19 protein-coding genes are annotated in these 19507 nt (G+C 43.7%); 7 read left to right on the top strand and 12 right to left on the bottom strand.

The annotated features are described in order from the left end of the window. Positions 1–106: 106 nt before the first annotated feature. Positions 107–937: an ion transporter gene (locus JMX18_RS02880; RefSeq protein ID WP_201583712.1), complete on the top strand. Its 831-nt coding sequence runs from the start codon at positions 107–109 to the stop codon at positions 935–937. Positions 938–960: 23 nt separating this feature from the next. Here the strand turns inward: JMX18_RS02880 and JMX18_RS02885 are convergent, their stop codons facing one another. Both JMX18_RS02885 and aroQ read right to left on the bottom strand, forming a co-directional pair. Further along, on the bottom strand, positions 961–2268 hold the full coding sequence (locus tag JMX18_RS02885) for an ABC1 kinase family protein (protein WP_201583714.1): 1308 nt from the start codon (positions 2266–2268) through the stop codon (positions 961–963). Between the two features lie 210 nt (positions 2269–2478). Further along, on the bottom strand, positions 2479–3012 hold the full coding sequence (aroQ, locus tag JMX18_RS02890) for a type II 3-dehydroquinate dehydratase (protein WP_201583716.1): 534 nt from the start codon (positions 3010–3012) through the stop codon (positions 2479–2481). 437 nt (positions 3013–3449) lie between these two features. On the opposite strand from aroQ, the gene JMX18_RS02895 reads away from it, so the two are divergent. After that, positions 3450–3665: a cold-shock protein gene (locus JMX18_RS02895; protein ID WP_201583718.1), complete on the top strand. Its 216-nt coding sequence runs from the start codon at positions 3450–3452 to the stop codon at positions 3663–3665. A gap of 200 nt (positions 3666–3865) precedes the next feature. Next, positions 3866–5020, top strand: a complete 1155-nt coding sequence (locus JMX18_RS02900) for a DEAD/DEAH box helicase (RefSeq protein ID WP_201583730.1) — start codon at positions 3866–3868, stop codon at positions 5018–5020. Between the two features lie 79 nt (positions 5021–5099). On the opposite strand, the gene JMX18_RS02905 is transcribed toward JMX18_RS02900, so the two are convergent. The 7 genes from JMX18_RS02905 to ilvA form a co-directional block, all read right to left on the bottom strand. Further along, the gene (locus JMX18_RS02905; RefSeq protein ID WP_201583739.1) at positions 5100–5873 is read right to left on the bottom strand and encodes a sulfite exporter TauE/SafE family protein; all 774 of its coding nucleotides are present in this window, start codon (positions 5871–5873) and stop codon (positions 5100–5102) included. A 68-nt stretch (positions 5874–5941) separates the two neighbouring features. Further along, positions 5942–6271, bottom strand: a complete 330-nt coding sequence (gene ccoS, locus JMX18_RS13185; protein WP_227674539.1) for a cbb3-type cytochrome oxidase assembly protein CcoS — start codon at positions 6269–6271, stop codon at positions 5942–5944. Positions 6272–6341: 70 nt separating this feature from the next. Next, entirely contained in the window at positions 6342–7094 is a 753-nt protein-coding gene (locus tag JMX18_RS02915; protein WP_227674540.1) for a YdcF family protein, read from the bottom strand. Further along, positions 7084–8226: a UDP-N-acetylmuramate dehydrogenase gene (gene murB, locus JMX18_RS02920; RefSeq protein WP_201583747.1), complete on the bottom strand. Its 1143-nt coding sequence runs from the start codon at positions 8224–8226 to the stop codon at positions 7084–7086. The genes JMX18_RS02915 and murB overlap by 11 nt, the downstream gene beginning before the upstream one ends. 455 nt (positions 8227–8681) lie before the next feature. Then, positions 8682–9185 (bottom strand): low molecular weight protein-tyrosine-phosphatase, encoded by a 504-nt coding sequence (locus JMX18_RS02925; protein ID WP_201583748.1) that lies wholly within the window; start codon positions 9183–9185, stop codon positions 8682–8684. Positions 9186–9370: 185 nt separating this feature from the next. Beyond that, a complete protein-coding gene (locus tag JMX18_RS02930; RefSeq protein ID WP_201583749.1) occupies positions 9371–9808 on the bottom strand; it encodes an RNA-binding S4 domain-containing protein in 438 nt (145 codons plus the stop codon). A gap of 74 nt (positions 9809–9882) precedes the next feature. Beyond that, a complete protein-coding gene (gene ilvA, locus JMX18_RS02935) occupies positions 9883–11436 on the bottom strand; it encodes a threonine ammonia-lyase, biosynthetic (RefSeq protein WP_201583751.1) in 1554 nt (517 codons plus the stop codon). A gap of 241 nt (positions 11437–11677) precedes the next feature. Here ilvA and rpiA point away from each other — a divergent pair, with 241 nt between their 5' ends. Then, complete coding sequence (gene rpiA / locus JMX18_RS02940) at positions 11678–12337, top strand: ribose-5-phosphate isomerase RpiA (protein WP_201583753.1); 660 nt, start codon at positions 11678–11680, stop codon at positions 12335–12337. A 143-nt stretch (positions 12338–12480) separates the two neighbouring features. Here the strand turns inward: rpiA and argF are convergent, their stop codons facing one another. The 3 genes from argF to dnaB all read right to left on the bottom strand — a co-directional run bounded on the left by argF (position 12481) and on the right by dnaB (position 16189). After that, positions 12481–13404, bottom strand: a complete 924-nt coding sequence (argF, locus tag JMX18_RS02945) for an ornithine carbamoyltransferase (RefSeq protein WP_201583756.1) — start codon at positions 13402–13404, stop codon at positions 12481–12483. Positions 13405–13582: 178 nt separating this feature from the next. Further along, on the bottom strand, positions 13583–14695 hold the full coding sequence (gene alr / locus JMX18_RS02950) for an alanine racemase (RefSeq protein ID WP_201583757.1): 1113 nt from the start codon (positions 14693–14695) through the stop codon (positions 13583–13585). Between the two features lie 93 nt (positions 14696–14788). Further along, a complete protein-coding gene (gene dnaB / locus JMX18_RS02955; protein ID WP_201583760.1) occupies positions 14789–16189 on the bottom strand; it encodes a replicative DNA helicase in 1401 nt (466 codons plus the stop codon). 330 nt (positions 16190–16519) lie between these two features. Between dnaB and pdxA the strand changes: the two genes are divergently transcribed. The 3 genes from pdxA to JMX18_RS02970 all read left to right on the top strand — a co-directional run bounded on the left by pdxA (position 16520) and on the right by JMX18_RS02970 (position 19506). After that, positions 16520–17650, top strand: coding sequence for a 4-hydroxythreonine-4-phosphate dehydrogenase PdxA (gene pdxA / locus JMX18_RS02960; protein WP_201583763.1), 1131 nt, complete (start codon positions 16520–16522; stop codon positions 17648–17650). 109 nt (positions 17651–17759) lie between these two features. Beyond that, complete coding sequence (gene rsmA, locus JMX18_RS02965; RefSeq protein WP_201583766.1) at positions 17760–18626, top strand: 16S rRNA (adenine(1518)-N(6)/adenine(1519)-N(6))-dimethyltransferase RsmA; 867 nt, start codon at positions 17760–17762, stop codon at positions 18624–18626. A 43-nt stretch (positions 18627–18669) separates the two neighbouring features. Next, positions 18670–19506, top strand: a complete 837-nt coding sequence (locus JMX18_RS02970; RefSeq protein WP_201583769.1) for a symmetrical bis(5'-nucleosyl)-tetraphosphatase — start codon at positions 18670–18672, stop codon at positions 19504–19506. Position 19507 lies beyond the last annotated feature (1 nt).

The following is a 19507-nucleotide window of genomic DNA, read 5'->3' on the forward strand; positions in this document are numbered from 1 at the left end:
ATATTATAAACCACTTATAGGTATTTTGACCAACCTGCGACTCTCTTTATCACTATAAATCACTGGGCGTTGCCAAGTCCTTGATTTTACGAAGCTACTGAACTATATGAAGCAACCATCCGTTGAAGCTATTACTCATCTACGTAACCGCATTCATATTATTATCGAAGGCACGGATACCCGCTGGGGTAAGCTTTTTGATATTGTTTTACTGATTGCGATTTTAGCTAGCGTAGCTGTGGTGATGCTAGATAGTGTGCTGTACATGCGCTTGCAGTTTGGCACCTTTTTTTATTATGCAGAATGGTTCTTTACCATTTTATTTACTATTGAATATGCCCTGAGGTTATTTTCTGCACCCAACAGACTACGTTACGCTTTTAGCTTCTTTGGAGTAGTGGATTTATTGTCGGTTTTGCCAAGCTACTTAAGCTTATTCTTTGTCGGGGTACAATACCTGTTAGTGATACGTATTCTGCGTATTTTGCGGGTGTTTAGGGTTCTCAAGCTCAAAGCTTATATGCAACAAGCTGGGTTTTTGGCTTCAGCGCTTAGAACCAGTCAGCAGAAAATTATCGTATTTTTCCTATCTTTAGTGCTGTTAGTAACAATTTTCGGCGCCATTATTTATGTGGTCGAAGGACCAGAGAATGGTTTTACCAGTATTCCTCTGTCCATTTATTGGGCAGTTGTAACGGTAACCACCACTGGCTACGGTGATATGTCACCAAAAACGCCAATTGGACAAGCTATTGCAACCATGGTTATGATCGCCGGTTACGCCATTATTGCGGTACCAACGGGGATCTTTACTGCTGAGCTGGCGCGTAATATGCGTCCACAATTAAACCCAATCTCTTGTCCTAATTGTGGTAAATTTGGTCACGCCGTAAACGCTACCTTTTGCGATCGTTGTGGTCATGCGCTGCATGTGTAGATAGCAAACTCTTTTGACATGCTCTAATCAGGAATAGCAAAGTACTCTTCCACCAAGGGTGACAAATCGATTTTGACTCCTAAATTGACCAAATTCCAGTATTGCCCTGATATAGTACGATCGAGCATCATTGTGGTCGCTGAGGGCTGAAATTGATTGAAGTATTTTAAAGAAGTGCGCATTTTAGCAATAGCTTCATGATGAATTTGACTATTAGCAAAGTCGAACTCGCCTTCATGAAAGGGTGGAATTGATAAGGGCTTGAGTCCAATAGCCAACCATTCTTCATAGAAGGATCCCGGAATGTTGGTATCGTCATCCGAGCGTATGCCAAGCGCAACTAAATCTTGTTCAAGAGCGGTCACATCCCCGCGAATAGCATGCTGTGCAAATCTGCGAAATAGCTGTACTTCACTATCGCTATAACTACGAATTCCGCCAAAATCGTAGGCGACAACACTCCCATCGGGACGAAAAGCAAAATTCCCTGGGTGAGGATCGCAATGCATGCGGTACAAACCAAAGAGCTGTCCGGCGCTAAAATGAAATAATCGGGTAGCGATTTTCTGCTTAATCTCGTTATCCCATGTCGAGGCGGTCGTTAGGGATTCGCCCATCTCTTCGCTCAAAGTCAAAATACGTTTGGATGAATGACTGCCAATAACTTTAGGTATAATTAAACCTTTGTCATCGGCATGAAAAGCACTAAATACTCGTAAGTTATTAGCCTCTTTGACATAGTCCAGCTCATCGTGCAGGCTTTGCCGAATCTCCGCAAACAGCTGCTCTTGAAGCTCACGACTCATGTTGAGCACGCCTGCAATTCTTAGCGCCATCCGTACTTGTTTAAGATCGCTATCACAGTTTTCGTCGACATCAGGATATTGAACTTTCACCACCACCTTTTGTCCAGACGGCAACGTGGCTTTATGAACCTGACCGATAGAAGCGGCTGCAAAAGGGGTTTCTTCAAAAGCGGAAAACACCTCGCCGATAGGGGTTTTCAGTTCACGTTCAACTTGCTTTTTTATTTGCGAGTAGGGCATGGGCGGCGCGTCTTTTTGTAGCTTTTCTAATGCAGTAGCTACCTCAGGAGGAAAGACGTCTTTATATTGTGAGGCGATTTGCCCAACTTTCATTACCGCGCCTTTCATCTCCCCCAAGGTTTCAGCAATTTGAATACCCACATCTTGCATCATATCAGAACGTGCTTGTAGCCGCTTTTCTTCGTCACTAGACAGATGCTTTAATGAATTTTTAGCGGCTTTACCAGCAATACTTGCAGTCATGCCAGCCAGTTTCATAAAGCGTTTTCCGGACGAGTTCGCCATTCATATCACCGTATATTTTGGATTGTTGAGAAAAAGTAGAGAGAGTCAGTTCAATATAAAAGCAATTAGGCAATAACTACTATTTATATTTAAAAGTATTGATTTATTGAGCTATATTTTAATCAACTTCACTTTGTTTAACCAGTAGTCTTAGGTTAACTAAGGCAACTTGGCTATATAAACTAAGCTAGTAATAACTGGTTTTGATTTTTAATGACTATTTAATTGACAGTTATAAATATTTTTCAGCCAATAATCTAATGCCATCTGATAGCCCAAATGTCCTAGACCGCAAATGACCCCGACCGCTACATCACTAAAATAGGAGTGCTGGCGAAAGGGCTCGCGGGCATGAATGTTGGATAAATGAACTTCGATAAATGGTTTTTCGGTTGCTAGTAGAGCGTCACGTAAAGCCACCGAGGTATGGGTAAAAGCTGCTGGATTAATGATAATGGCATCGACTTGAGCTTTGGTGTCAGCTAGTAGGCCGTGATATTGGATATCGTCTATGAGCTTCCCTTCATGATTAGACTGAACGCATATCAGCTCTACACCATACGTTGCTGCATGCTGTTTTAGCTGAGTTTCTATATCAACTAGGGTAGTATGGCCGTAAATATCGGGTTCACGTTTACCTAGTAGATTCAAATTGGCGCCATTTATCAATAATAATTTATAGGTTTTATTTGGCAGAGTATCATTGGAATCTGTTAAAAAGTTTGATGAAGAGGATGCGCTCATAAAGGTCTCTATTACTGAATTTTAAAAAAGAATATATGGGTTTAAAAGCATAAACAAAATGATTAAACTCAAGCCTATTTTGCGGGTTTAGTAAGGGCTGATATCATTTATTAGTAAGTCAATTAAGCTTTATAATAGCAGCTTGTCTGCTTAGATATAAAAAATAATAGTTAAAACCTCCCTAAACACGAAAAAATGTGTTAAAAGACTTTATGTTACTAAAAACCCGTGCTATGATATTTTTTAAGCAATAATTATTGCAAGATTGTTACTTGTTACACCTTTGTCAACATCCAAAAAATTAATAAGTCTTTTTTATTAATTAAGTAATTGATAGGGGTTAAGTAGCCAAATTTTAATTTTGTAATTTTAGTACCCGTTTATATGCAATATCGCAAAGGAATTAGGGGCTAAGCGTATTTTTAGGATGTAATACTATGTCAGATCGTGAGCAAGGTATCGTTAAGTGGTTCAATGACGCAAAAGGCTTTGGTTTCATTCAACGTGATAGTGGTGAAGATATCTTTGTCCATTTCCGTGCCATTCAAGGTGATGGTTATCGCTCTTTAAAAGATGGCGAAAAAGTTGAGTTTAGCGTGGTTGAAGGTGACAAAGGTCTTCAAGCTGAAGAAGTTAGAAAAGTAGAAGAATAAGTCATAACGTCATTATAATAATAACTGTACTATAATGGCGACACAAACTGCTGATATACTACTGAGTCAAGCCGGTCAGATCTTGCCTATATTGTAAGCATTACAGTATAGATGAGAGGCAGACAATGGGCTTGGCTTTTTTGCGTTTAGCGACCAGCGTTAGCCTGATTGGGCCTGCGTTAATATATAAGGATGATTTTTTGAGTAATTTTACTGCATTTACGGATTTGCCATTATCTGCGCCTACCTTACGCGGGATCAATGATTTAGGCTTTACCGAACTAACGGCCATTCAAGCGCAAATACTACCGCATACCTTAGCCCATCAAGACGCTATCGGACAAGCGCAAACAGGTACTGGCAAAACCGCTACGTTTTTGATTACTATTATGGAGGCGCTACTGAAGCGTCCGTTTAGCGCTGATGAAGAGCGTTATTTAGGCGAGCCCCGTGCGGTAGTGATGGCACCAACCCGTGAGCTTGCTCAGCAAATATTTGATGATTGTATTGAACTGACTAAATATACCGCCTTGCATAGCGTTTGTATCATGGGCGGTACTAATTACGAAACTCAGCAGCACGAGCTTGAGCGCCAGTATGTAGATATTTTAATTGCTACGCCAGGACGCTTAATAGATCTGATGCAAAAAGGTATGGTTTATCTTGACCGAGTAGAGGTACTGGTATTAGATGAGGCCGATCGCATGCTCGATATGGGTTTTATTCCTGATATCAAGCGTTTAGTAGGACGGATGCCACCTAATACCGATCGCCAGAGTTTACTATTTTCGGCTACTTTTAACCAAGATGTTATGAATTTAGCTTATCGCTGGTTACATGAACCTGAGTTTGTAGAGATTGAGCCTGAACACAAAACCAGCGAATTGGTTGATCAGCATTTTTACTTATTAACCGAGGATCAAAAGCTAGAAGCGTTGCAGCGTATTATCAGCGATACGGATGTAGATAAGGTCATCGTTTTTGCTAATCGTAAAGACCAAGTTAAACGCCTTTATCATAAGCTGCGCCAAGCCCATAAGATTGTGATGTTGTCGGGTGATGTTATTCAGCAAAAGCGCGAGAAATACCTGCAACGTTTTAAAGATGGTCACGCCTCAGTTCTAGTGGCTACTGATGTAGCGGGGCGTGGTATTCACGTTGATGATATTAGTCACGTAGTCAATTACACCCTGCCAGATCAACCTGATGATTATGTGCACCGTATTGGACGCACAGGACGCGCTGGGCAGACGGGTATAAGTATTAGCTTTGTCAGTGAAGATGACGCTTTTAATCTGCCCGCACTTGAGAAGCACTTAGATACCAAGTTTACTCTTGAGCAGTGGCAACAATAGTTAGAGGCTGAAACTATAAAGCAAAAGCCCTCAATGATAATTATCATTGAGGGCTTTTTAGTTATTGAGTATATTCTATCTATTCTGAGCTATGATTCATGTTTTGATGAGTGCTGTTATCTGTATCAGATATCATAGTAGAAGGACTGCCATGATCCATCTGTCCATGATCACCGCCATGCATGCTTTTCATCATTATCGGAACAAAAATGACGGCCAAGCCTGATAGTACCATTAAAGCACCATTTATCTGACGCAAGCGCAAACGTCCAATCTTATCTCGCAGCCAGCCAACTGTCTCATGGGTAGCCACCAGCATCGGTACAGTGCCTAAGCCAAACACGAACATCAAGGCTGCACCGCCTAGCGGGTTATGAGCCACAACAGCGATAAGTAGAGCACCATATACCAGACCGCAGGGCAAATATCCCCATAATAAACCTGCTGCTAATGCTCGCGGATAAGTATTGAGTGGAAAGACCTTTTGGCGAACCGGGCTAAGAAATTGCCAAAAGCGCATGCCAACACGCTCAAGCTTAGCTAAAAATGGTGCACCAAGCATAGTGATACCAACGAAGGCTAATACCAAACCCAATAGAATACGTGGCGTGCTGTTACCTTTCATCAAAGGCTCTAATACCGTGGTGCCCACTATTCCAGCGATTAAACCTAGCACTGAATAACTGGTTAGCCGTCCAAAATGATAGGTAGCAATTAGGCGACGACGTTTGGCAGGACTGACATCTTTCATCGATAAACTAAAGGCAGCTACCAAGCCTCCACACATTCCTAAGCAATGCGGCGACCCTAAAAAACCCATCATAAATGCCGCAATTAATAATGCTGTGGTCATGGTAAAGCTCTCCTAAGATAAATAATGAGACAAAATCTCATGGTCATTTTTACTGTAGATGTTATTCTTTATTGATTGGTTTTGTTATCACTATCGAAAGTAGCTGCCTCTTGTTCTTGCTTTGTAGTCTCTGCCAACGAGTCATTATCACCGTCATTTAGAGATAATTCATCCGTTTGCAGGATTTGTTTTTGTAAAGTCTCTTTTTGTGAGGCTTCTTTAGCGGACTCATGCGCTTGGATGACTTGCCGGCGCTCTTGACGGTCATCCAAAATAATACGCTGCGAGGCGTTGTCTAAGTCCTCGAATTGATTAGATCTTACCGCATAACGTACCGCCCAAATAGCTACCACGAATAGCATTAAACTCAGTGGAATTAGCAAAAATATACTAAGCATAATAAACCTCTCAAATAGCCGTTTCTCGTAATATTATACGCTTATTGTAAATGTAATAAACCTGCTGGGGTTAAAAGGTCTTAACCGCATCGCCCCGTGGGGTTAGCAACTGCTGAATAGTGACTTCTCCGGCATCACGGCAGTCGGTCTGCGGACGTATGATGTCACGGATATAAGCAGCAACCTCATAGACCGCTCGGCGCGAGTGACTTAGGTTTTGTGCTGGCTGCATCCAATTACGGTTAACAGGTAGAGGAGCAGCAATAGGAGTGGTATAAATGTTATTTAAAGCAAACTGCCGACGTGCACGTGCCATATGATAATCATCAGTGATGAGATAAACATGCTGTAGGGGGGTACGTTTTGCAGTGAAACGTGCATTTTCGCAAGTGTTCATACTGGCGTTTTCACTTAACTTTTCATCGATACCGTGCTCGATAAGCCATTGATCCATCCACGGTGCTTCAGCGCCGCTTAGGATAATAGGTAGCGGCGCATCATGATAGGCTATAGCCGCCGCACGAATACGGTTTAGACTATAACCATTAAGGATGATGTGGTTATTATTGTCATTAGTCAAACCGCCGCCCAGGACCACATAGGCCGTTGGTGATAAATCTGTGGCGGCCTCACTCATAGTGGGGAGGGGTAACTGGTTTAATCCATACACCACAGTACGTGAAAATAGAGGGGTAAATAAACTTATTAAAACAATAATTATAAAAGTTGAGCCCAGTAAAAAAGTAATATTGATAATACGAAATACTTTGACCATACGTTCAGCTGAACGTAAGTAGTGTCGCCAAAAGCGTTTAGACCACATGTTGAGCGTGTCCAATCGTACTATCGGCATTTACCCAAACGGGTTCACGTGACAAAGTGATAGCAAACTTGTCATAAACGCCGCTGGCAATATAATCTTGCGCGCGGGCAACATCATTTTGGGTGGCTTCATAAGGAGCGTGATTGGTCAATACCAGTGCTTGCTGCTGATGAGTGAAAATGGGCTTAATCCCATCGCCTTTCAGACCAGCTTGTTCAATAAGCCAACCTGCTGCTACTTTGACCATGGAATCCGGCATGGGGTAGCCCACAATATCAGGGTAGCTGGACTGTAAGGCGGCAAATTGGCTGGCAGGAATAACTGGATTTTGAAAAAAACTACCGCAATTAGGCAGCTGCTTGGGATCAGGTAGTTTTTGCTGACGAATATCAATAATGGCTTGCATCACATCCATTGGCGTAGGCTGAGTGCGATTGTTTTTTATCGCATAATCCTGCGCAATATTTTGTACGTCGCCATAGCTGGCTAAAACCTTCGTCGCATCAGTATGCAGACGAAAGCCTACTCGCGTAATCAGCCAAGTATTAGGGGAGCGCTTAAAAATACTATCACGATAGCCAAACTGGCAGTCAGCAGCGCTTAGATGGTGCCAAGAGCGTGTAGGCAGATGATAAGCGCGCACATATTGCAGATAGTCTTCAAGCTGGACGCCATAAGCGCCGATATTTTGCACGGGAGCAGCACCAGTCAAGCCTGGGATCAAGGCTAGATTTTCAAGCCCATACCAGCCTTGATTGACCGTATAAGTGACTAAATCGTGCCAGTTCTCGCCTGCCATAACCTCTATATCGACAGTTTCTAGTACAGTAGCTTCAGGATTATCATTATTTAACGGATCGGATGAGGAGCGGTTGGTAACCGTGATACCTTGCATTAGGGGTCGTAAGACCATAGCGTCCAAGCTCGTTGGCAAAAGTACATTACTGCCACCTGATAACACCAGTAATGGCTGACTATCCTGATAACTGCCCATAAAAGCATCTAGCTGGCGCTCATCGGTCAAAGTAATAACGGTATCGGCGGTACACGCTAGTGCCATGGTATTAGCATGCGATAAGTCATACTGGGATTCATATTGAGGACTAGGATAAAGGCGCAAATTTGCGGTCATACAATGGCCTATAGAGTAAATAGATAAAATTGAGGCGTCAGTTATTAGGGCGTGTTGCACATTCACAAGCAGACACTGCTGATAGCTAAAATCGGTCTAGTCATCGTTGCAATCGCAGGTAATGCAGATGCCTTAGCTAGCTGATTTTAATTAAACAGTTACAACAAATAGATTGATTTTAGCATCAGCCCCTCTTTATAAACGGCTGGGGACAGGACTATTTTTTGCCGCTTCGTCATTAAAAATATCCGCTTAGAATGACTAAACTAGATATTTTAATCTAGAATCGCCTAAAAAATAGTCTCTGTCAGTGCCACGGCCGAATGTGCTATACGCCCTATCAAGGATACCTCATATAAAATGGGTATCCTTTAACTGATTATCTTTTGATAATCTAGGTTTTGAGCTTTTTTAAGCTAACAGTGCTTTTAATTTTGGCCAGTAATTAGTCTATATTAGACCTTTTTCCAGCTTTCAATCCATGCTTTTGCGCTAGATTCAATACGTTCAATCACTTCCTCAAAATCATCACCATCGCCTTGATAAGGATCGGGTACATCATCACCGCCATAAGTAGGATCTTCAGCACTAAATAGGGCTAGTTTAGCCAGTGACTCATTATTTTCGGTATCTTCAATACTGTCTTTGAGGGTTTGTAGATCAGCTAGGTTCTGAGCATCCATTGCCAAGATTAAATCAAATTTACGAAAATCATCGGCGTTAACCTGCCGTGCTACCAATTTGCTGATGTTATAGCCATGAGATTTGGCATGGCGCTGTGCCCGTTTGTCAGGGTTATGACCAATATGCCAATCTCCGGTACCAGCAGAATCTACTTTCATCGTGATGCCTGCAATGGCTGCCTGCTGGCGAAATATCTCTTCAGCCGTTGGTGATCGGCAGATATTACCCAAGCAGACCAGCAGTATGGATGATGGTGTAGATGCTTTAAGTTGCATAGTATGACCTTTTATTACATTCAGTTTTTACAGAAAAATGCTATAGAAATTTAGGAGGATGACCTTGGTTTTTTTGTAGGGTCGAATTATCAGCCAGCCTAACGCTTAACAGTCTCAAAGACAAGTGAAAGCTTTTTAGGATTTGACCTACAGTAGTGCTTACAAGTGCGTATACCACGCCCTAATCAATTATGGTCATCTTTAAAACGTTGTAAATCACGGCGCTGTTTTTTATTAGGTTTATTATCAGGGCGAGCTAGGTTAGCAAGTTTACGCTGTTCAGCGTAATAAGCGCGGCGCTCAATACTCTCTTCAGTTTCAGAATATAAGGCTTGCGCCGCTGTCGCATTACCACGCTGAGCGCTTAACGCCTCCACAATGACTGTTTTTTCAGTCATGGCGGTAGCCGAGCCTTGGCGAATTTGTAACTCATCGCCAACCGAAACCTCTTTGCTGGTCTTAACCCGGCTACCAGCATAGTGTACCCGTCCACTTTCGATAGCTTCTTTGGCTAGGGTGCGAGTCCGATAGAACCGTGCGGCCCATAACCATTTATCAATACGCATGCGTTCAGCGTTTTCAGTATTGTTAGGCTGGCTATGGTTTTTATTGTGTTTCTTCATTAAAACCTCGTTTATATCAAAGAGATAAGATATAAATGGTGGTTTAATTGCCAATTAAAAGCCAATGACTCCAATTACTTCAAGAATAGCTGATAACCTATATTGTCATTGACCGTAGTACAGTCATAACCGATATCGAGTAGGGCGTCTTGCAGCAATCTTGAATTGCTCTCAGAAGCTTGTAAACCTACGAGCACTCGGCCCTCAGCTGCGCCATGATTGCGATAGTGGAATAAGGTAATGTTGAAATCATCACCAAGCTTCTCTAAAAAGGTGAGTAGCGCGCCGGGACGTTCAGGAAAAGAAACCTTTAATAATTGCTCATTCTCGACATGGGCATGACCGCCAATCAAATGACGAATATGCGACTTGGCAATATCATCATCGGTTAAGTCATGAGCCGAGTAACCATCTGCTGCTAACTGCTCAGTGATCGTTTGGCGTTCTTTATCCCCTTCTTTTAAACCAATACCTACAAAAATCGCCGCAGGCTCCATAGAATCAGGCGACTGCTGATTGTCAGCTCGATAGTTAAATTCGGTAATATTACGGCCTTGCAAACTGCGGCAGAAGCTTAAGAAGGCGCCTGTTTGCTCAGGAATAGTTACGGCAAAGATGGCCTCTTTTTTCTCACCAATCTCGGTACGCTCAGCGATATAACGCAAGCGATCAAAGTTCATATTGGCACCACAAATAATTGCCGCACAGTTTTTACCTTGCAAATTATGGCTTTCAATATATTTTTTCATGCCAGCAACTGCCAATGCTCCTGCGGGCTCAACGATACTACGGTTTTCTTCAAACACGTCTTTGACGGCGGCGCAGACTTCATCATTGCTACAAGTAATGACTTCAGGCTCTACTACCGGGCCTGAACCATCACTTTTTTGGGTACGGATGACCTCAAACGGGAGCTCGCCTATTTGTGCCACTGCTACGCCATCGACAAACAGTCCGACTTGCTCTAATTTAACGCGCTCACCAGTTGCAAGTGCCGCTTTTAGGCATGCTGAATCTACCGGCTCTACGGCGATCACTTTGATATGCGGTGCCACTTCTCCTAAAAAGGCGGCTACTCCTGAAATGAGACCGCCGCCACCAACGGCTACAAAAACATAATCCATGTTGCGCCACTGCTGAGTCAGCTCAAGAGCAATGGTGCCTTGTCCGGCGATAACCAGCTCGTCATCATAAGGTGGAATAAAGGTTAAGCCTTCACGCTCAGCGCGCTCGATGGCATAGCGATTCGCTTCGTCAAAGCTATCACCATATAAGTCGACATTACCGCCCAGCACTTTGACGGCATTGACTTTGATATCGGGGGTGGTAGTAGGCATGACGATAATGTTGTTTAGTGCCAGCTCACGCGCCGAATAAGCCACACCTTGAGCATGATTACCGGCAGAGGCGCAGATGACGCCGCGTGCCTTTTGTTCAGCGCTCAATTGACTGATACGGTTGTAAGCGCCACGCAGCTTAAAAGAGAATACCGGCTGCAAGTCTTCGCGCTTTAGGCGAATATCATTATTGAAACGCTGGGTTAACTTGGGTGCAGGCTCAAGTGGGGTTTGAATAGCAACATCATAAACAGTGGCTTGCAAAATAGCTCGTACCCAGTGCGACAGCATAATAACTCCTAACAGGCGATAAGATAAAAATGAAATAGATTAGACTATGCTGATTTTTGTCATCTTGCAAGACGCAATTGCAAATTTTGTGTCGTGATAAGCTTAATCAGCCTATTTTAGCCGAGAGAAAAGCACATTTTATCCTAGTTTTTATCCTAAATATCATAACGCTGACATCAGTTGCCGCTATCGTTTATAATGGGCGCGCATTTTTACCATTTTATATTGTCAAGGATTTATCATGAGTGATCAGCAAGCACAAAAGCAAGCCGCTGCCAAAGCTGCCTTAAATTATATCGAAGAAGGTATGATATTGGGTGTCGGGACTGGTAGTACTGTCAATTGTCTCATTGAGCTGTTACCTGAAATTAAAATAGCCGGAGCGGTTGCCAGCTCGCAAGTGACCGAAGAGAAGCTTAGAGCGCTTAATATTGATATTGTTGATCTGAATTTTGCTGGAACTTTAGATATTTATATCGATGGCGCTGACGAAGTCAATGCGCAGTTGCAGCTTATTAAAGGCGGCGGCGGTGCCCTCACTCGTGAAAAAATCGTTGCTGCCGCTTCCAACAAATTTATCTGTATGGTTGACGCTAGCAAAAGTGTCGATATCTTAGGGCGTGAGTTTCCGGTACCGATTGAGGTATTGCCGCAAGCACGTTCTTATGTGGCAAGGCAGTTGGTGCAAATGGGCGCAGAGCCGGTATATCGAGAGGGCTTTGTAACCGATTATGGTAACGTGATTCTTGATACCTATGATTTAGATGTTAGCAATCCTATTGCTGTTGAGCAGGTGCTCAATAACATCGTTGGGGTAGTGTGTAATGGTGTTTTTGCGGCGAATCAAGCCGATGTGCTATTGAAGGCGGGTAATAATGGGGTTGAGACTTTAATGCGCTAAAGTAGGGTCTGTTGAATATTCAGATATTAAAACTATTCGCAGTTTTTTAGTAGGGTGTGCCCAGCGCACCATTCATGAGATTATGCTTCACAACTCACAATAGGTGCGTAGAACGCACCCTACGAAAACTGATTATATAAATTTTATACAGCCAATTTGATCTTATCTTTTAACAAAAACTCCATCAATGCCTTTTGTGCATGCAAGCGGTTTTCGGCTTCATCCCAAACTACCGAGCGTGGATCATCGAGCATATCGTGCGAAATCTCTTCCCCCCGATGCGCCGGCAGACAGTGCATAAACACCACATCAGGATCTGCTTTGTCTAATAGGGAAGGCGTTACTTGGTAAGGCGCAAACCGGCGGGCACGGGTATTTTGTTCAGATTCTTGTCCCATACTAGCCCAAACATCGGTGACAATGAGATTGGAGTCTTTGGCGGCATCTTGAACATTTTCAACCAAGCTAACGCAGTGCGAGAAGCGCTCCATCAGCTTTGGATCAGGTTCAAACCCATAGGGCGCCGCTACGCGCAGCTCAAAGCCAAATTGGTTGGCCGCTTGCATAAAGGAGGCACACATATTATTGCCATCGCCGACCCAAGTGACGATTTTATTCTCAATACTGCCGCGGTGCTCATAATAGGTTTGCATGTCGGCAAGCAGCTGGCAGGGATGAAAGTCATCGGTCAGCGCATTGATAATAGGCACGCTTGAATATTCAGCAAAAGTTTCTACTTTTTCGTGCCCAAAAGTGCGAATCATGATGATATCGACCATGCTGGAGATAACGCGTGCAGAGTCCTCTAGCGGCTCACCGCGACCTAGCTGAGTGTCATTAGGCGATAAAAATATCGCACTGCCGCCAAATTGTCCCATACCAGTCTCAAATGAGATACGGGTACGGGTAGAGGACTTCTCAAAAATCATACCAAGCGTACGGCCTACAAAAGGCTGATAAATCTCGCCGGCATGCTGCATTTTACGCAGTTCACTAGCACGTTTGATAAGGTCTTGTAGCTCTTGTCGGGTTAAATCAGATAGGGTCAAAAAGTGGCGCAAACTCATAGCAGTCCTAGCAGTCGATCACAGTCAATGGAACGTTATCAGCCATTATCTTATTGCATAAACTGGTATGCGGCGGTGACAACAAACTTTTAGTATAGCGGAATTACTTTCAATGTAAACGGACAATTTTATGGCAATTTATTAATAAAAGGTATTGATAACCTCAACATAATGACCGTTACGCTTGTAGACGCTCGGGGCGAGCACTTAGGCGGCATAATAGCTCATAGCCAATGGTGCCGGCATGACTAGCCACTTCATCAACATGCGGGGTAGCGCCCCATAATATGACTTGGCTATCAAGGGCGATATCAACGGGTGCACTGCTCAAATCAATGACGAGCATATCCATGGCTACACGGCCAATAATAGGGCATTTATAATTATTCTGACGGTTATGATCGATAACGCAGACATAAGCCTTGTCATTAATGACCCGAGGATAACCATCACCATAACCGATACTGACTAGCGCCGTTCTGGTAGGCTCACCAGCTATCCAGCGACTACCGTAACCTATAGCCTCTCCTGTATTAACAGTTTGTAGCGCCATAATATGAGCGCTAAACTCCATGGCAGGCTGCAAATTTAATTCATAAGCTTGTTTATCACTAACAGGTGAGCTGCCATAAAGCATAATCCCTGGGCGTACCCAATCATAGGCATATTCAGGAAAGTTAATCACTGCCGCTGAATTACATAAAGAGCCTTTAATATCGGGATCGATATGCTCACGCAAATGACTGAGCATGTTAGAAAAACGCTGAATTTGAATGTCGTTTAGTGGATGGTCGCGCTGATCAGCGTTAGCAAAATGAGTGGTCAAAACCAGCTGGTAACCGGCATCATGTAAAAGCTGAGCCGCTTTAATAACACCCTCGGCATCAAAACCCAAACGATTCATGCCTGTATTGTATTTCAGCCATACCATTCGGGTTGGACTATCGCTTGGTGGCAGCATTGCTAACGCCCAATCCAGCTGCGGGCGATGATGAATCACGCAGCTGCAATGGTTGTCGATAGCCTGTTGCCACTCGCCGGCGCTAAAAACCCCTTCTACTAGACCAATAGTTTTATCCCAGCCTAATTGCCGCGCCTCCAAAGCTTCGGTAAAACTGGCGACCCCAATACCATCGGCATCTTGTAGGGCAGGCAGGACAGCTGCTACGCCATGACCATAAGCATTGGCTTTTACCATAGCTAAAACTTTGGCACTTTTTACACGGTGTTTGACTTGCAGGAGGTTATGGCTAATGGCAGCTGGATGAATGGTAATAGTGGCTTTGCGCATAAGAAGCTTCTTAACTATAACTGGGAGCTGTCAGCAATTATTTTCATACTTAAATTGCTGACACCATCTCATTGAAAATAAAAATAGATACATTTATTCATCATCAAAACTAGCGCCTTGATAATATTCGGGCGTTAGATTGATAAAGCGGGTAAATTGACCTTCAAAACCTAGACGTATGGTACCGATAGGGCCGTTACGCTGTTTACCGATGATGATCTCAGCCACGCCTTTATGATCGGAATTTTCATTATAAACTTCATCGCGATAGATAAACATAATCAAATCGGCGTCCTGCTCAATAGCGCCGGACTCGCGTAGATCCGACATAATAGGGCGTTTGTTCGGGCGATTCTCAAGGCTACGGTTCAGCTGGGATAGGGCAATTACCGGACATTCAAGTTCACGTGCCAAAGCTTTCAGACTACGTGAAATCTCTGAGATCTCCCCAACCCGGTTACCATCGAGATTGGGTACTTTCATCAATTGCAGATAATCGACAATGATAGCGCCTAAGCGTCCATCGTGGTTTTTGGCGATGCGTCGGCAACGTGAACGCAGCTCGGAGGGCGGTAGAGCGGTACTATCATCGATATATAGATGCTTGGATTGTAGATGCTGAATGGCGTTCATCATTTTCGCCCATTCATCTTCATTCATCTGCCCTGAGCGTAAATGCGTTTGATTAATGGCTCCCCATGAGGACAGCAAACGCATGACGATAGACTCAGCGGGCATCTCCATCGAAAACACCACTACTGGGAGGTCTTCATTAAATAAAACCCCTTCTGCCAAGTTCATGGCAAAGGTGGTCTTACCCATTGAGGGGCGGGCAGCCACAATAATTAAATCGCCAGCTTGCAGACCTTGCGTTTTATTATTGAGCTCAACAAAGGGGGTTTGCAGACCAATCATGCCGTCAGGATTGGATTTAAGTTCTTGGATTTTATCAATTACGTTGGTTAATACTGAGGTGATACCGACAGGACCCCGCTGCTCGGCACGCTTATTATGTTGCTCATTAATACTAAATATTTTAGCTTCAACATTATCTAAGATATCGCTGACGGTTTGATCTTTAGGGTTATAAGCCAGCGTCAACATCTCATTGCCCGTGGTAATCAATTGGCGCAAAGTTGATAACTCGCGGACGCGCTGCGCATAGGCCGTTAAGTTAAATAAAGTTGCCGGACTTTGACTCAAAATATCGGCTAAATAACTATCGCCACCCGCAGCTTTTAGTAGTTTTTGAGCTTCCAGCCAATCGTGTACCATGACGGTATCATAAGGCTCACCCACAGCTGCCAAATGAGCAATAGCGGCAAAAATATGTTGATGACGTCCCGCATAAAAGTCGTCTTTGGTGACAATATCTGCAATCTTGTCGTAAGCTTCTTCGATACTCATCAAAGAAGCCAACAACGCCTTTTCAATATCAATATTGTGTGGCGGCGTTTGATTGAGTAAGTCGTCGGTTTTGTCAGTATCTGCCATGAGTGCCTAGTTGGTTATTTAACCGCTAAAATGTCAAAGGTAATGCTTTTTGAAGCAATATTATATATAAAAGGTAGTATCTATAATAAGAAAGGCTAAAAGGTAGTAAGAGTAGTAAGTCGTCCCTTAATCGCTAGCCAATTGATGCTACAATTAAAAGCGAAAGTTTAACACATTATGACCTTTTTTCGGCTGTTATCGTTAACTATCTCTGCATCCCTTAGTATTTCTCTAAAAACCAGCGTTAAGTTGAATAAGGTCCTAAAAATAACAATATAAATAATAAGTTTAATGTAATCAGATACTTAAAATAATAAGGATGAATTCAAAATGCAAAACAAACCCCTGCTCATAACTACCGGCGAACCAGTAGGTATTGGAATGGACGTGGTATTGCTGTTAGCAGAAGCCGGTAAGCTCCAAGACTTTGAGCGTCCTATTTGGATAACCGCTGATGCAAAAGCGATGCAAGCACGGGCAGATGATTTGATAGCGGCTGGTATACTCACTAGCTGTCCAAGCTGGCAAACTATTGATTTGCAACAAGACGCTGTACAAGAAAACCCTGAACAAAAAAACCCTGAGCAACAAGGTATGGAGCAACAAGGTATGGAGATGCTAGAAACGCTATCTTCTTTAGCGCCTATGGAAGATCAAGCTTTTATGGTGCTCAATACAAGCTGCGGCGCTCCAGTAGTAGCGGGTCAAATCGATATTAATAATGCACCAATGGTAGCTGAACAATTACAGATTGCTCATAACTTAGCGGCAAATAACACCGTGGCTGCTATCGTCACCGGACCCCTACAAAAATCGGCCCTGATTGATGCTGATATCAAATTGTTAGATGGCACCATGTTTAGCGGGCATACGGAGTTTTTTATGCAGCAAAGTGGCTGCGATAAAGTGGTCATGATGCTTGCCAATCAAAAAATGAAAGTTGCTTTGGTGACCACCCATTTAGCCCTTAAAGACGTACCCGCTGCTATTACCCGTGAAAATGTACGTCAAACCGTACAAATTGTCCTTGATGATATGCGCGCCAAGTTTGGTCTAGAACAGCCGCGCATTTTGGTTTGTGGACTCAATCCGCATGCCGGCGAGGGTGGACATTTAGGCTTAGAGGAGCGAGAGATTATCAACCCGGTATTACAAGAGTTTATCGCCAAAGGGGTCGATATATCGGAGGCCATGCCTGCTGATACGCTATTTACTACTCGGCATCTGAGTACTTGTGATGCGGTGATTGCCATGTATCACGATCAAGGGTTGCCGGTTCTAAAATCGCACGGCTTTGGTGATACGGTGAACTTAACTTTAGGTTTGCCTTATATTCGAACCTCTGTCGATCACGGCACGGCGCTGGACTTAGCAGGCCGCGGCGGCGCTAGCACTACAAGCTTATACCAAGCATTACTAATGGCTAATGAGATGGCAAACAAGGTAACTGCTCCATCTTGAAGCGCATATTATCTGCTCTGTAAGCTATGATATAATTGTTCCATCAAAAATATACTGCTGCCGCTGAACGAGCGGCATTTATTTTTATTATCCTATTGAAGAATCATTTATGTCTAAAAACTCGTTTGATACTCAGACGCTTAGTGCCAATCTGCGACGTACTAAACACCAACCTCGTAAACGCTTTGGTCAAAACTTTTTGCATGACGAGAGTGTTATTCGTCAAATTGTCGATAGTATTCATCTTGATCGCGATGATAATTTGATTGAGATTGGTCCTGGTATGGGGGCGCTAACCGAGCCGCTACTGGCAGAAGTGGATGCTATGACCGTGGTGGAGCTCGATCGTGATTTGGCAGATAGCTTACGCATCCGTATTGGCGCTAATAGCCATCCTAACTTCACTATCATTAAAGCCAGTGCGATGGATGTCGATTATCGAGAGCTATACAGCCCCGAGCGCGGTAAACTGCGTGTAGTTGGTAATTTGCCTTATAACATCTCGACGCCGATATTGTTTCATTTGCTCAATTACGCTGATGTTATTAAAGATATGCACTTTATGCTACAAAAAGAGGTGGTCGAGCGTATTACTGCTGAAGTGGGTAGCAAGACTTATGGGCGTCTATCGGTCATCATGCAGTATCATTGTGATACCGACTATTTATTGACCGTACCTAAAGAAGCTTTCAATCCAGCACCTAAAGTTACCAGTGCGGTATTTAGACTGTCGCCGCATAAAACCAAGCCGGTAGTTGCAGAAGATGAGCCGTATTTTGCCATTGTGGTGCGCGAAACTTTTAATCATCGCCGCAAAACTCTGCGTGCAATCTTCAAAAAATCTACGCTACTGCCAACCTTGAGTGAAGATGACTTTGCAGCTTGTGGCATTGATCCACAAGCCCGCCCAGAAACCTTAAGCGTCAGCGACTTTGTAGCGCTTAGTAATCAAGCTAAAGCTAGGCTGGACAGCTAGTAATAAGAACTAATCTTTTATTGATACTAATTATTGAGGATTTATGAGTTTTCGTCACCAATATGTTATCGGCGACCTGCAAGGTTGCTATGCTGCCTTTCAGCAATTGCTTAAAACCCTAGATTTTGATCCTGCTCAAGATAAGCTCTGGTTTGCTGGGGACTTAGTCGCACGTGGTGAGGATTCGCTAAACACTTTACGAGAGGTAAAGGCGCTGTGTGAACAAGGGGCGGCCGCCACCGTACTTGGTAATCATGATTTGAACTTGTTAGCAGTCTGGCGCGGGGCTACTGAGATTAAGAAAAAGGATCAGACTGCGCCGATCTTTGCCGCCGATGATTGCGATGAGCTGCTGCAATGGCTACGTCATCAGCCGTTATTAACTTATCCTGATCAACATACGGTACTGGTACATGCCGGCATTCCGCCGCATTGGCGTATTGCAGAAGCTGAGCAGTATGCTAGGCAATTAGAGGCGCAGCTGAAGGGCAGCTTAAAGCAGCTGGATCGATTGCTGCCGCATTTATATAGCAAAACCGCTGACGAGTGGCATACTGGTATTAACGGTTTCACCAAGATGCGGGCGATAACCAATTACTTTACTCGGATGCGGTTATGCAAGCAAGATGGTACATTAGAATTTAGCTTTACTGCCAGTCTAGATAGCAAAATGCCCGCTGACTTCTTGCCTTGGTTTGAATGGCAAATGCCACGTGAGCGCAAGATACTATTTGGCCATTGGGCGGCACTGAAGGGTAAGGTTGATTTGCCGCATGCTCGTGCGCTCGATGGCGGCTGTGTTTGGGGCAATTATTTATTAGCCTATCGATTAGGCGATGGCAAAGTCATCACTTCAAGCGCACATTGTCCTAAGCCGTAAG

It is taken from the genome of Psychrobacter jeotgali (genome assembly GCF_904846315.1).
In the GTDB taxonomy this organism is placed as follows: Bacteria; Pseudomonadota; Gammaproteobacteria; order Pseudomonadales; family Moraxellaceae; genus Psychrobacter; species Psychrobacter jeotgali.

Excerpts from the sequence above, each read along its gene's own strand:
- JMX18_RS02880 (WP_201583712.1), top strand. The coding sequence starts at position 107 with ATGAAGCAACCATCCGTTGAAGCTATTACTCATCTACGTAACCGCATT.
- JMX18_RS02885 (WP_201583714.1), bottom strand. The coding sequence starts at position 2,268 with ATGGCGAACTCGTCCGGAAAACGCTTTATGAAACTGGCTGGCATGACT.
- aroQ (WP_201583716.1), bottom strand. The coding sequence starts at position 3,012 with ATGAGCGCATCCTCTTCATCAAACTTTTTAACAGATTCCAATGATACT.
- JMX18_RS02895 (WP_201583718.1), top strand. The coding sequence starts at position 3,450 with ATGTCAGATCGTGAGCAAGGTATCGTTAAGTGGTTCAATGACGCAAAA.
- JMX18_RS02905 (WP_201583739.1), bottom strand. The coding sequence starts at position 5,873 with ATGACCACAGCATTATTAATTGCGGCATTTATGATGGGTTTTTTAGGG.
- ccoS (WP_227674539.1), bottom strand. The coding sequence starts at position 6,271 with ATGCTTAGTATATTTTTGCTAATTCCACTGAGTTTAATGCTATTCGTG.
- JMX18_RS02915 (WP_227674540.1), bottom strand. The coding sequence starts at position 7,094 with ATGTGGTCTAAACGCTTTTGGCGACACTACTTACGTTCAGCTGAACGT.
- murB (WP_201583747.1), bottom strand. The coding sequence starts at position 8,226 with ATGACCGCAAATTTGCGCCTTTATCCTAGTCCTCAATATGAATCCCAG.
- JMX18_RS02925 (WP_201583748.1), bottom strand. The coding sequence starts at position 9,185 with ATGCAACTTAAAGCATCTACACCATCATCCATACTGCTGGTCTGCTTG.
- JMX18_RS02930 (WP_201583749.1), bottom strand. The coding sequence starts at position 9,808 with ATGAAGAAACACAATAAAAACCATAGCCAGCCTAACAATACTGAAAAC.
- ilvA (WP_201583751.1), bottom strand. The coding sequence starts at position 11,436 with ATGCTGTCGCACTGGGTACGAGCTATTTTGCAAGCCACTGTTTATGAT.
- rpiA (WP_201583753.1), top strand. The coding sequence starts at position 11,678 with ATGAGTGATCAGCAAGCACAAAAGCAAGCCGCTGCCAAAGCTGCCTTA.
- argF (WP_201583756.1), bottom strand. The coding sequence starts at position 13,404 with ATGAGTTTGCGCCACTTTTTGACCCTATCTGATTTAACCCGACAAGAG.
- alr (WP_201583757.1), bottom strand. The coding sequence starts at position 14,695 with ATGCGCAAAGCCACTATTACCATTCATCCAGCTGCCATTAGCCATAAC.
- dnaB (WP_201583760.1), bottom strand. The coding sequence starts at position 16,189 with ATGGCAGATACTGACAAAACCGACGACTTACTCAATCAAACGCCGCCA.
- pdxA (WP_201583763.1), top strand. The coding sequence starts at position 16,520 with ATGCAAAACAAACCCCTGCTCATAACTACCGGCGAACCAGTAGGTATT.
- rsmA (WP_201583766.1), top strand. The coding sequence starts at position 17,760 with ATGTCTAAAAACTCGTTTGATACTCAGACGCTTAGTGCCAATCTGCGA.
- JMX18_RS02970 (WP_201583769.1), top strand. The coding sequence starts at position 18,670 with ATGAGTTTTCGTCACCAATATGTTATCGGCGACCTGCAAGGTTGCTAT.